We start from the raw sequence: 12,525 nt of genomic DNA on the forward strand, positions 1-12,525 counted from the left end.
GTGGCGTCGCTTGCGGCAGCCAGTGCTGACGGCCGCAAAGGCTCTACCTACAAGGCCGCGTCGATTTTCCTGGCCGCATCGTCGCTTACCCATGCATGCCAGACTTCAGGATGTTCCTTGAGAAAAATTTTCGCCAGTTTCGGCGATTCGATGCGTTCCTTGGTCATCCGCGCCAGGTTCTGGTTCAGCAGATCGATCGGCAGGTTGACCTTCTCCAGCACCGAGACCAGCTCCGGCGCCTGCTCGTGGAACACCTTGGACAGGCCGACCTTGATGGTCACGCTTTTATCCACGCCGGGTTTCTCCTCGAGCTTCACCAGGTCGACCTGGCCCATCAGCGGCGTCGGCGACCAGTAGTAAAACAGGATCGGCTCGCCACGCTTGTAGCTCGACAGCACAGCGGCATCCAGGGCCGGGCCGGTGCCCGGGCGGAAGTTGGTGTAGCTGTTTTCCAGGCCGTAGCTCTTGAGCATTTCGCTATTGTCCAGCTCACAGGTCCAGCCGGCCGGGCAGTTGTAGAAACGGCCTTTGGCAGGCTCTTCCTGGTCCTTGAACACTGCTGAATACTTGGCCAGGTCGGCGATGTTCTTCAGGTCCGGCGCCTTGGCTTCCAGCTTGCGCTTGGCATCGCCCTCGATCACGTAGCGCGGCACGTACCAGCCTTCGACGGCACCCACCACCGGGGCGCCGACACCCACCACCTTGCCGGCCTTCTCGGCCTTGTTCCAGACTTCGCTGCGGCCTACCCACTCCTCGGCGAACACTTGAATGTCGTTGCTGCCCAGGGCGTTCTCCATGGTGATGGAGTTGCCGGGCAAGGTGTCGGTCTTGCAGTCGTAGCCTTTTTCCAGCACCAGTTGCAGCACGTCGGTCAGCAACATGCCGCTTTCCCAGTTCAGCCCGGCGAACTTCACCGGTTTGCCGGATTCGCACCAGCCGGCGGCCTGGGCAGCACCGGCACTGGCCAGCAGGCCCATGGAAAGCAGAGTGGTCAGCAGGGTCTTATTGACGCTCATTGTGTGACGCTCCTAATCATGAATTGGCATACGGCAGTCAAGAGGCATCCAGCCCTATCCACGTCCAATCAGGCTCACACCGCGCTTGCGCGGGCCGCCCCACTCAGCTTTTGTTCGGTGACCGCGTCCTGCTCTACCGGCAGGATCAGACGATCGGGTACCGCGCCATGCCATTTCCTGGCGGCGAAGTAATACAGCGCTGCCGGCACCACCAGGCCGATGATCCAGGAGATATCGGTGTCCCCCAGGCTCGCCACCAGCGGACCGGTATAGAAATGGGTGGAGATGAACGGCATTTGAATCAACACACCAAACACGTAAATGCTGATGCCCATGAGGTTCCAGCGCCCGTACCGGGCATTGGGGTCCGAGAGCGCGGGAATGTCATAGCGCTCTTTGGTGATGCAGTAGAAGTCCACCAGGTTGATCGCGCTCCAGGGCGTGAAGAACGCCAGCAGGAACAGGATGAACGCGGAGAAATCCTTGAGGAACGAGTCCTTGCCCAGCAGTGCCAGGGACGCCGCGATCGAGACCATGATGAAGATGTACAGCAGGCGCACGCCGCTGCCGATGTGCCGGCTGCCACGAAAGCCGCTGATGATGGTGGCGATCGACATGAAGCTGCCGTAGGCGTTGAGGGTGGTCACTGTCACCTTGCCGAAGGCCACGGCGAAATACAGCAGGCCGGCAACGATCCCGGTGCCACCCAGGCCGACGATAAACGACACCTCGTGGTGGGCGAACTGCGAACCGGCCAGGGCCGCCGCGAACACCCCGAACACCATCGCCGCCTGCGCGCCGATCACCGAACCCAGGCCCACGGCCCAGAAGGTCTTGACCGCCGAAGTGCTGCGCGGCAGATAACGCGAGTAGTCGGCCACATAAGGGCCAAACGCGATCTGCCAGGATGCCGACAACGACACCGCCAACAGAAAGCTCGAAAGAGAAAAATGCTTGTTCCCCAGCAACGCGCCAATGTCGTTGCCGGACAGCAGTTTGTAGAACAGGTAGATGAAGGCCACGACCCCCAGCACGCTGGCGACCCGGCCAATGCCGTGAATTACCCGGTAGCCGAAGATGGTGAAGACCATGATCGAGCCGGCAAACAACACGATGCCGACCCAGTCCTGGACCTGCAGCAGTTGCGCCACCGCTTGCCCCGCCAGCAACGAACCGCTGGCCGAGAAACCGATGTACATCAGGCACACCAGCACCAGGGGAATCACCGCACCGTAGACACCGAACTGCACACGGCTGGAGATCATCTGCGGCAGGCCCAGTTGCGGCCCTTGCGCCGCGTGCAGCGCCATAACCCCGCCGCCGATCAATTGCCCAAGCAACAGGCCGATCAGCGACCAGAACACATCACCGCCCAGCACCACGGCCAGGGCCCCGGTGACAATTGCAGTGATTTGCAGGTTGGCACCCAGCCATAGGGTGAACTGACTCAATAGACGACCGTGTCTTTCCGCTTCCGGGATGTAGTCGATCGAACGCCTTTCGATCAACGGTTTACTGCTTGCACGATCATTCGATAAAGCCATTTACGTCGAACCTCTATGGGCACTGCAGACGATTTGCTGCTCCGACAGGAGCGTTTTTTGTAGCGGCGGGAGCCGGTGAACCGGCCCCCGCGATACGGCTTACTGGCCGGTGATCATCGGCAGATTCAGGCCTTGCTCCTTGGCGCAGTCGATGGCGATCTGATAGCCGGCGTCGGCGTGACGCATGACACCGGTGGCCGGGTCGTTGTGCAGCACGCGCGCGATACGCTCGGCAGCCTCATCGGTACCGTCGCAGACGATGACCATCCCCGAGTGCTGGGAGAAGCCCATGCCGACGCCGCCACCGTGGTGCAGCGAGACCCAGGTCGCGCCACTGGCGGTGTTGAGCAGGGCGTTGAGCAGTGGCCAGTCGGACACGGCGTCGGAACCATCCTGCATCGACTCGGTTTCGCGGTTCGGGCTGGCGACCGAACCGGAGTCCAGGTGGTCGCGACCGATCACGATCGGCGCCGACAGCTCACCGCGGCGCACCATTTCGTTGAATGCCAGGCCGAGCTTGGCGCGCTGGCCCAGGCCGACCCAGCAGATACGCGCCGGCAGGCCCTGGAAGCTGATGCGCTCGAGGGCCATGTCCAGCCAGTTGTGCAGGTGGGCGTCGTCGGGGATCAGTTCCTTGACCTTGGCGTCGGTCTTGTAGATGTCCTGCGGGTCGCCGGACAGCGCGGCCCAACGGAACGGACCGATGCCACGGCAGAACAGCGGACGGATATAGGCCGGTACGAAACCCGGGAAGTCGAAGGCGTTTTCCACGCCCTCTTCCTGAGCCATCTGCCGGATGTTGTTGCCGTAGTCGAAGGTCGGAATGCCCTGCTTCTGGAAGTCGAGCATGGCCTTGACGTGCACCGCCATGGATTGCTTGGCGGCCTTGACCACGGCGGCGGGCTCGGTCTTGGCGCGAGCGCGGTACTCGTCCCAGGTCCAGCCGGCTGGCAGGTAACCGTTGAGCGGATCGTGGGCGCTGGTCTGGTCGGTGACCATGTCCGGGCGCACGCCACGCTTGACCAGTTCCGGGAGGATTTCCGCGGCGTTACCCAGCAGGGCAATGGAGATGGCCTTGCCTTCCTTGGTGTATTTCTCGATGCGGGCCAGGGCGTCGTCGAGGTCGCGGGCTTGTTCATCGACGTAGCGGCTGTTGAGGCGGAAATCGATGCTGACCTGCTGGCATTCGATGTTCAGCGAGCAGGCACCGGCCAGGGTCGCGGCCAGCGGCTGGGCGCCACCCATGCCGCCGAGGCCGGCGGTGAGGACCCAGCGGCCTTTCAGATTGCTGTTGTAGTGCTGGCGACCGGCTTCGACGAAGGTTTCGTAGGTGCCCTGGACGATGCCCTGGCTGCCGATGTAGATCCAGCTGCCGGCGGTCATCTGGCCATACATGGCCAGGCCCTTGGCATCCAGTTCGTTGAAGTGTTCCCAACTGGCCCAGTGCGGCACCAGGTTGGAGTTGGCGATCAGTACGCGCGGTGCGTTGCTGTGGGTCTTGAACACGCCGACCGGCTTGCCCGACTGCACCAGCAGGGTTTCATCGTCATTGAGGTTGGTCAGGCTCTCGACGATCTTGTCGTAGCACTCCCAGTTGCGCGCGGCGCGACCAATGCCGCCGTAGACCACCAGCTCTTTAGGGTTCTCGGCGACTTCCGGATCGAGGTTGTTCATCAGCATCCGCAGCGGCGCTTCCGTCAGCCAGCTCTTGGCGGTCAGCTTGTTGCCGCGGGCAGCGCGAATTTCGACGTTCCGGTATTTCGTAGGTTTGTTGTCAGTCACGGAAAAAATCCTCAGCAATCAATCCAAACCAACCCAGGCAGTGGGCCAGCGAGCCTGCGCGCAGGGGTTGCGCTACAAGCGAATCAGCAATGGCGCGAAGAGGAAATCACCTCACTCTTACGCACACATATTTACTTGTACATACAAGCATATGCAATCAAGCGGCCAACTCGGGAAACGACTACCGAAGAAAATTCGATGCAAGTGTGCACGCCTTGAAAATAAAGGCTTTGCGCAGAGGTGATTTTTTTCGCGGGATTTTTCGAGGGTGGTAACGGCTGTTACCAAAGCGTGGTTTTGCGCCACGCTGGGGCGTTCGGTAACAAACTGGTGCGCGATTGGGAAACGCCAATCCCACAAAATCTGTAGCGCTGCAGGGCTACGGTTTTTAGAGGTGGGTGAGTTCGATTACGCAGCAGCGGCCGCCGATGGCGACCTCCAGCAATGAGGCATTGCCGTCCAGTTGCAGGCAATCGTGGCAACCCAGCTCCTGCAACGCGCCGTCATTGATCGTGACCTGCAACTGCTCAGCCACGCTGAACACCAGCAGGGTGCTGGCCTGGCTGAAGAAACGCTGCTCGCCTTCGAGCCATTGCAGGCGCGCTTTATAGCGGTCGGCGGCGTAGATCAGGTTGAAGTCGCGGATCGGACCGTCCAGCAGGTTGCAGGTCACCTGGCTCGCGCCACTGAAAGCGAAGGGGTCGAGGGGCAGCAGCGGGCGCGTCTCGTGGCCATCCACCGTCAGCGCCATGCCGCTGCCTTGCAGCACGGTGATGATCCGCTGGCAGCCGGCAAAGCTGGAAAAACCACCGGACTCACCGATATCGGCAATCGACAGGCGCCAGCCAAACCCTTCCAGGCCAACGCCGGCATCACGGGTGATTTCTTCGGTGCTGCCACCGCCGTTCTTCCACGGCATGCGCGGGTAGTCGGTCGCGCGCAAAAGTTTCAACTGGGTCATTTATGAAAGCGTCCTTCCAGACGATGACGGGAACCGGGGTGGATCAACCGCGCCGCGGTCACTGGCTGGCGACCGGACCAGGTGCGGCGCCGGATCAGCAGGCATGGCTCGCCGCGCTCGATCTGCAACAGCCTGCACTCCTCGGCCTCGGCCAGAATCGCCTCGACCACATGCTCGCCCTCGGTCAGCGGGGCCACCTGGTTCAGGTAGGCGTAGGGGGTTTGCAGGGTGAAGTCTTGCTTGAGGTACTCCGGCGCCACCAGGGCGTTGACGAAGCGGTCTTCGATTTGTACCGGAATATCGTTTTCGAAATGCACGATCAGCGAGTGGAACACCTTCTGCCCTTCGCGCATGTCCAGGGCCACGGCGCGCTCGGAGCCGGCGGCCTCTTCACCCAAGGTGATGACCTTGCAGGTGTGGCGATGGCCACGGGAGGCAATCTCGTCGGCAATGTTATGCACTTCGAACAGCGCCGACTGGCTCTTGGGTTCAGCGACGAAGGTGCCGACGCCCTGCATCCGCACCAGCATGCCCTCGGCAGTCATTTCGCGCAGGGCACGGTTGATGGTCATGCGGCTGAAACCCAGCTGATTGACCAGTTCACTTTCCGACGGAACGCGGTAGTGCGGCGGCCAGTTTCCGCTCTCGATCTGCTGGGTAATCATCTGTTTGACGCGGGCGTACAAGGGCGCCGGACTATCGCCCAAGTGGGCGGCCAGCGGGGAGTTGGCAGTCGGAATCGGCACAGGGAATCCTTGTTCGTGAATAAAGGGGGCTAGCTTGCCGGAGTTTACCGAGCAGGCAAACGTCTGTATATGTATATACAAATAACACACGATGGGGTGCTGAACCATGTCCGCCTTCTTTGCCGAACGCGCGCTGCTGCCTAATGGATGGGCCAACAATGTACGTCTTGAGGTCAGCGCCGACGGCCTGCTGACCCACATCCAGGCCAACGCCGATGCGCAAGGAGCCGAACGGGTCCAGGGCCCGCTGCTGCCAGGCATGCCCAACCTGCACTCCCACGCCTTCCAGCGGGCGATGGCCGGCCTGGCGGAAGTCGCCGGCAACCCCAATGACAGCTTCTGGACCTGGCGCGACCTGATGTATCGCCTGGTCGGCAAGATCAGCCCCGAGCAACTGCACGTCATCGCGCGCCAGCTGTACATCGAAATGCTCAAGGCCGGCTACACCTCGGTCGCCGAATTCCATTACGTGCACCACGACACCACCGGCCAGCCCTATGCAGACCCAGCCGAACTGGCGCTGCGTATCAGCCAGGCGGCCAGCTCTGCCGGCATCGGCCTGACTCTGCTACCCGTGCTCTACAGCCACTCGGGCTTCGGCGGCCAGGCGCCCAATGAAGGCCAGCGACGCTTTATCAACAGCACCGAGAACTACCTCAAGCTGCAATCGCGCCTGCAACCGCTGCTGGCCGCACAGCCGGCGCAACGACTGGGATTGTGCTTTCACTCCTTGCGCGCAGTCACGCCGCAGCAGATCAGCGAGGTCCTGGCCGCCAGCGACCGAGAGTGCCCGGTGCATATCCACATCGCCGAGCAGCAGAAGGAAGTCGACGACTGTCTGGCCTGGAGCGGGCGCCGGCCGTTGCAATGGCTGTATGAAAACACTGAGGTCGATCAGCGCTGGTGCCTGGTCCACGCCACCCATGCCAACCCGGAAGAAGTCACGCTGATGGCCAGGAGCCGGGCGATTGCCGGACTGTGCCTGACCACCGAAGCCAACCTCGGGGACGGGATCTTCCCCGCCGTGGACTTCCTGGCCCAGGGCGGGCGCATGGGCATCGGTTCCGACAGCCATGTGTCACTGAGCGTGGTCGAGGAATTGCGCTGGCTGGAATACGGCCAGCGTCTGCGCGACCAGCGGCGCAACCGCTTGTATGGCGCCGATCAGCCGATGGTCGGGCGCACCCTGTATGACGCCGCGCTGGATGGCGGCGCCGAGGCGCTGGGGCAAGCCATCGGGGCATTGGAAGTGGGCAAGCGTGCCGACTGGCTGGTGCTGGACGGCAACGACCCGTACCTGGCCACTGCCGACGGCGACGCCATTCTCAATCGTTGGCTGTTCGCCGGCGGCGACCGTCAGGTACGCGATGTGCTGGTCAACGGCCAGTGGGTGGTGCGCAACGGACGCCATGCCGGGGAAGAAGAAAGCAACCGCGCCTTCACCCAGGTCCTGCGCGAACTGCTCAACTGAGGTCGGCCCCGCGCTCTTGCGGCGCGGGGAATCATTGTGACGCGGGAGCTTGCTCGCGCCTGGCCGCACAGCGGCCACTCGGGCCAAACGGGCAATTCAACAGTCACCTGCCAATCGCCCCGCCCCCAGCGTTACTTGGAATTCTTCGCCATCACCGAATCCGACACCCGCCAGATCAGTCGCGTGGTGTCGTAGCCCTGCTGGCGTGCCCGGCTCAGCAAGTCCTCACGAACCGTCTCGCTGACCTCCGGCTTGCGCGACAGCAGCCACAGGTAACGCCGGCTCGGGTCGCCGACAATGGCTGTCTTGTAGTCGTCGCTGACGTAAAGCACCCAGTAATCACCCTTCGCGACCCCGGGCAGCAACCGGGAAAACCAGTTGTCGAACTCGACCCACAGCTTGTCGGTTTTACCCGGTACCTGCGGCGTCGCCGTGCCCCGCGCTTCTTCCCACTTCCACTCGGGCGTCAGGCAGCGGTTGAGCACCGCCACATTGCCTTCGGGCAACAGGGTGTAACGGGCTTCGGATTGCGCACAATTGCGCTGGAAATACATCGGCAGTCGCGCCAGCTCGTACCAGGTCCCTTGGTAACGCTTGAGGTCGACGTGACTAACGGTCTTGGGCGCCAGCGAATCGTCCCGGGACGTGGCGCAGCCGGCCAAGAGCAGGCCGGCCAGAAGAGTGAATACCAAACGCATCATTATTTTTCTCCCGCGGGCACGTGGCCCCGGTTTACTTCAGGCCTTGCCCGGAAAACATCAGCACTTTGTCACCGGCGTACTGCACGCTGATAAAGCTGTTCTTGTCACCCCAGGTGCAGCTGGACATGCCCAGGGCGCCGGAGCAGTCGGTCGGTTTGCCGAGCAGGTTTTCAACCTCGGCCTTGGGCATGCCCGCCGACAGCTTGGAATAGTTTTCCTGATTGACCTTGCTGCAGGCTGCCAGCAGCACGCAGAACGACAACAGAGCGAGGGAACGCAGCGACATGGTGAACTCCTGGACGGAAGGGGGAAGGCATGGCTGCCAACCAGAAGCTTAGAAGAGAAAACCCCGATCTGGTTCCCCATGACGGCGGGTATTTATTACCGGCAAAAAACACGATTTGCGTCACAAATCAGGCACTTTCCCGAGGCCTAAAGCATTTCGTCGGCTTTGCCGAAACTCGCTTCAGTTTTGACGCTGGCAAGTCGACATATAGGCAGCGAAAAGCCCTCCACTGTGGCAAATTAGCGCACCCTCGTTGACCAGCCTCTCGCGGTAGTTCATTTAATGACCAGAAACATGAAGTTCAGCCACAAGATCCTGCTCGCCGCCGCCCTTGTGGTCGCCGTGGCGTTCGCCTGTTTCATCCTGTTCAACGACTACCGTCAGCGCGCAGCCCTGCGCAGCAGCACCGAATCTTCCATGCAGGAACTCGGCAGCCTGACCACCAGCAACATTCAGACCTGGCTCGAAAGCCGCATCCAGCTCCTGCAATCCCTGGCCCAGCAGATCGCCGTGGATGGCAACGGTGGCGACAGCCTGCAACGCAGCGTCGGCCTGCCGGCTTACGCCAGCAACTTCCAGCTCAGCTATTTTGGCGGCCAGGACGGGGTGATGTTCTCGGTGCCAGCCGGCAACCGGGCCGCCGACTACGATCCGCGTGCCCGGGGCTGGTTCAAGGCGGCCAACAGCGCCGGCCGGACCATCGTCACCGAGCCGTACATCGCCGCGTCCTCCGGCAAGCTGGTGATCACCGTCGCCACGCCGGTGCAGCACCAGAACCAGTTTATCGGCGTGGCCGGCGCCGACATCGACCTCTCCAGTGTCAGTGCCATCATCAACTCGCTGAACTTCGGCGGCCATGGCCACGCGTTTATCGTCAGTGCCGACGGCAAGATCCTGATCCACCCGGACAGCAAACTGGTGCTCAAAAGCCTGGGCGAGGCCTACCCCAACGGCGCCCCCAGCATCAGCCCAGGCCTGAAAGAAGTGGACGTGAACGGCAAACGCCAATTCATCTCCTTCACCCACGTCAACGGTGTGCCCTCGGCCGACTGGTACGTGGCGCTGGTGCTGGATCAGGACACCGCGTTCGCCATGCTCAGCGAGTTCCGCACCTCGGCGATCATTGCCATGTTTATCGCGGTGGTGATCATTATCGCCCTGCTCGGCATGCTGATCCGGGTACTGATGCAACCGCTGCACCTGATGGGCCGCGCCATGCATGACATCGCCGAAGGCGAAGGCGACCTGACCAAGCGCCTGAGCATCCACGGCCACGATGAGTTCGGCACCCTGGGCCTGTCGTTCAACCGGTTTGTCGAGCGCATCCACACCTCGATCACCGAGGTGTCCTCGGCCACCGGCCAGGTCAATGAAGTGGCGCTGCGAGTGGTCGCGGCCTCCAACTCGTCGATGTTCAACTCCGACCAACAGGCCTCGCGCACCAGCAGCGTGGCCGCAGCCATCAACGAACTGGGGGCCGCGGCCCAGGAAATCGCCCAGAACGCCGCCCTCGCCTCGCAGCATTCCAGCGACGCGCGCAACCTGGCCGCCGAAGGCCAACAGGTGGTGGATCAGACCATCGCCGCGATGCACCAGCTGTCGGCCAAGATCAGCGACTCCTGCGGCAATATCGAAACCCTGAACAGCAACACGGTGAACATCGGGCAGATCCTCGAAGTGATCACCAGCATCTCCCAGCAAACCAACCTGCTGGCCCTGAACGCGGCCATTGAAGCGGCCCGCGCCGGTGAAGCCGGGCGTGGGTTTGCGGTGGTGGCCGATGAGGTGCGCAACCTGGCCCACCGGACTCAGGATTCGGCGCAGCAAGTGCAGAAGATGATCGAGGAGCTGCAAGTGGGCGCGCGCCAGGCGGTGAGCACCATGACCGAAAGCCAGCGCGAGAGCGAAAGCAGCGTGGGCATTGCCAACCAGGCCGGCGAGCGCCTGGGCAGCGTGACCCAGCGCATCGGCGAGATCGACGGCATGAACCAGTCGGTGGCCACCGCCACCGAGGAGCAGACCGCGGTGGTCGAGTCGATCAATGTCGATATCACCGAGATCAACACCCTGAACCAGGAAGGCGTGGAAAACCTGCAATCCACCCTGCGCGCCTGCGCCGACCTGGAACAGCAGGCGGCACGCCTGAAGCAGTTGGTGGGTAGTTTTCGGATCTGAGTCCGTAGCCGCTAGGGAGCATCCGGGAATACGTCAGCGGTCGTGGGGACCAGCGCAGCCTTCGGCAGCGGCTACAAAGCCTGTAGCCGCCATTCGGGCGCTGGGTTTATACCCACGCAACTGACACGGGTGTACCTCGACGACAGGATCGAACGCAGCTTAAAAACGCGAGCCAGGCTGGCTCAGGAAGGTAAGTTCTTCAGCGGTGGATTCACGGCCGAGAATGGCATTGCGGTGAGGGAAGCGGCCGAAGCGGGCGATGACCTTCTGGTGCCGTTCGGCGTAATCCAGGTGGTCGGCAAATACCGGACGATCCTCCGCAGGCTGTTGGTCATGCAACGCAGCAAAGCGCGATACGCCTTCGTTCTGCACCGCCAGGTTTTCGCAATGCTCGAATACCAGGTAGATGAACGCGCGCTGCATGGGCGGCAGTTGCCGGTCAAAATCCGCGGCGATGCCCTGGGCCACCAGTGCTTGCGCACGCAGGTCACCGCTGAAGGCCTTGGGGGTTTCGCGAAAGATCATCCGTGGCAGTTGATCAAGCAACAACACCAGGGCCAGCCAACCGTGTGGGCCTTGCGCCCATTCGGTCAATCCGCCGGCCAGTGCCTGTTCGACCTGAGCCCCGAAGCGCTCGCGCGCTTCAAGGTCCTGGCTGTCACGCTTGCCAAACCACAGCCCGCCCTTGTCCGCCACAATCTCGGCCGGCTTTTCGGCTGAGCCGAACCACCAATCGAGCAGGGGCTGCCAGGGCTGGGCCATGGGGTTATTCCTTGTGGTACGCGGTCACGCGGTCAACTTCTTCCTTCGAACCCAGGAACACCGCCACACGCTGGTGCAGGCCTTCAGGCTGGATGTCGAGGATACGCTGGTGACCGTCAGTGGAAACGCCGCCCGCCTGTTCCACCAGGAACGACATCGGGTTGGCTTCGTACATCAGGCGCAATTTGCCGGGCTTGGACGGGTCGCGAGCATCACGCGGGTACATGAACAGACCGCCACGGGTCAGGATGCGGTGCACGTCGGCCACCATCGCGGCGATCCAGCGCATGTTGAAGTCTTTCTTCAGCGGGCCGGTCTCGCCTTCCAGCAACTCGCTCACGTAGCGCTGTACCGGGGCTTCCCAGTGACGCTGGTTGGACATGTTGATGGCAAATTCCTGGGTCGATGCCGGGATGGTCATGTTTTCGTGGGTCAGGACGAAGCTGCCCATTTCACGGTCCAGGGTGAAACCTTTGACGCCGTCGCCCAGGGTCAGCACCAGCATGGTCTGCGGGCCGTAGATCGCGTAACCGGCAGCCACTTGTTGGGTGCCCGGTTGCAGGAAGGCTTTTTCGCTCAGGGCTTCGTTCTGGCTCAGGTGCTCGTTAGGGCAACGCAGTACCGAGAAGATGGTGCCGACCGAGACGTTGATGTCGATGTTCGACGAACCGTCCAATGGGTCGAATACCAGCAGGTAGGCACCTTTCGGGTATTTGCCGGGAATCTGGTAGGCATTGTCCATTTCCTCGGACGCCATGCCGGCCAGGTGACCGCCCCATTCGTTGGCTTCGAGCAGGATCTCGTTGGAGATCACGTCGAGCTTCTTCTGCACTTCGCCCTGTACGTTTTCGGTGCCCATGCTGCCCAGAACACCGCCCAGGGCGCCTTTGGAGACAGCGTGGCTGATTTCCTTGCAAGCACGCGCCACCACTTCGATCAGGAAGCGCAGATCGGCAGGAGTGTTGTTGCTGCGGGTCTGCTCAATCAAATAGCGACTCAGGGTAACGCGGGACATGGAAGGCTCCGGAGGATGGGGGACTAAAAACCCGCGCAGTTTAACGCGAGTCGAGGCGCATTTCCT

General features: G+C 62.1%; 12 protein-coding genes and 1 pseudogene. 4 read left to right on the forward strand and 9 right to left on the reverse strand.

Translation table 11 applies throughout. The features are described 5' to 3' along the window. Positions 1-47: 47 nt before the first annotated feature. From AC19YX_RS11245 to hutC, 5 genes are all read right to left on the reverse strand, one after another. Positions 48-1,016, reverse strand: a complete 969-nt coding sequence (locus AC19YX_RS11245) for an ABC transporter substrate-binding protein (protein ID WP_500606256.1) — start codon at positions 1,014-1,016, stop codon at positions 48-50. Positions 1,017-1,090: 74 nt separating this feature from the next. Continuing rightward, a complete protein-coding gene (locus AC19YX_RS11250; RefSeq protein WP_078469417.1) occupies positions 1,091-2,560 on the reverse strand; it encodes a purine-cytosine permease family protein in 1,470 nt (489 codons plus the stop codon). 99 nt (positions 2,561-2,659) lie between these two features. After that, complete coding sequence (hutU, locus tag AC19YX_RS11255; RefSeq protein WP_500606257.1) at positions 2,660-4,342, reverse strand: urocanate hydratase; 1,683 nt, start codon at positions 4,340-4,342, stop codon at positions 2,660-2,662. 388 nt (positions 4,343-4,730) lie between these two features. Beyond that, positions 4,731-5,303 carry a HutD/Ves family protein gene (locus AC19YX_RS11260; RefSeq protein ID WP_500606258.1) on the reverse strand — a complete coding sequence of 191 codons (573 nt, stop codon included), beginning with the start codon at positions 5,301-5,303 and terminating at the stop codon, positions 4,731-4,733. Beyond that, the gene (gene hutC, locus AC19YX_RS11265) at positions 5,300-5,968 is read right to left on the reverse strand and encodes a histidine utilization transcriptional repressor HutC (protein ID WP_238596131.1); all 669 of its coding nucleotides are present in this window, start codon (positions 5,966-5,968) and stop codon (positions 5,300-5,302) included. The genes AC19YX_RS11260 and hutC overlap by 4 nt, the downstream gene beginning before the upstream one ends. 187 nt (positions 5,969-6,155) lie before the next feature. Between hutC and AC19YX_RS11270 the strand changes: the two genes are divergently transcribed. Continuing rightward, the gene (locus AC19YX_RS11270) at positions 6,156-7,520 is read left to right on the forward strand and encodes a formimidoylglutamate deiminase (RefSeq protein WP_500606259.1); all 1,365 of its coding nucleotides are present in this window, start codon (positions 6,156-6,158) and stop codon (positions 7,518-7,520) included. Positions 7,521-7,651: 131 nt separating this feature from the next. Here the strand turns inward: AC19YX_RS11270 and AC19YX_RS11275 are convergent, their stop codons facing one another. Both AC19YX_RS11275 and AC19YX_RS11280 read right to left on the reverse strand, forming a co-directional pair. Continuing rightward, positions 7,652-8,221, reverse strand: a complete 570-nt coding sequence (locus AC19YX_RS11275) for a lipocalin family protein (RefSeq protein ID WP_078469413.1) — start codon at positions 8,219-8,221, stop codon at positions 7,652-7,654. 31 nt (positions 8,222-8,252) lie between these two features. Beyond that, on the reverse strand, positions 8,253-8,507 hold the full coding sequence (locus AC19YX_RS11280; protein ID WP_020299511.1) for a lipoprotein: 255 nt from the start codon (positions 8,505-8,507) through the stop codon (positions 8,253-8,255). Between the two features lie 29 nt (positions 8,508-8,536). Here AC19YX_RS11280 and AC19YX_RS11285 point away from each other — a divergent pair, with 29 nt between their 5' ends. The 3 genes and pseudogenes from AC19YX_RS11285 (at position 8,537) to AC19YX_RS11295 (ending at position 10,682) form a co-directional block, all read left to right on the forward strand. Then, the gene (locus AC19YX_RS11285; RefSeq protein ID WP_500606260.1) at positions 8,537-8,764 is read left to right on the forward strand and encodes a hypothetical protein; all 228 of its coding nucleotides are present in this window, start codon (positions 8,537-8,539) and stop codon (positions 8,762-8,764) included. Positions 8,765-8,801: 37 nt separating this feature from the next. Beyond that, positions 8,802-9,824: pseudogene (locus AC19YX_RS11290) on the forward strand (HAMP domain-containing protein); the annotation flags it as partial. A 93-nt stretch (positions 9,825-9,917) separates the two neighbouring features. After that, positions 9,918-10,682: a methyl-accepting chemotaxis protein gene (locus AC19YX_RS11295; RefSeq protein WP_421548313.1), complete on the forward strand. Its 765-nt coding sequence runs from the start codon at positions 9,918-9,920 to the stop codon at positions 10,680-10,682. Between the two features lie 159 nt (positions 10,683-10,841). On the opposite strand, the gene AC19YX_RS11300 is transcribed toward AC19YX_RS11295, so the two are convergent. After that, positions 10,842-11,444 (reverse strand): DUF924 family protein, encoded by a 603-nt coding sequence (locus AC19YX_RS11300; protein WP_500606261.1) that lies wholly within the window; start codon positions 11,442-11,444, stop codon positions 10,842-10,844. A gap of 4 nt (positions 11,445-11,448) precedes the next feature. After that, complete coding sequence (locus AC19YX_RS11305; RefSeq protein WP_020299514.1) at positions 11,449-12,459, reverse strand: class 1 fructose-bisphosphatase; 1,011 nt, start codon at positions 12,457-12,459, stop codon at positions 11,449-11,451. Positions 12,460-12,525 lie beyond the last annotated feature (66 nt).

The sequence above is a fragment of the Pseudomonas sp. MF09150 genome, from assembly GCF_059862355.1.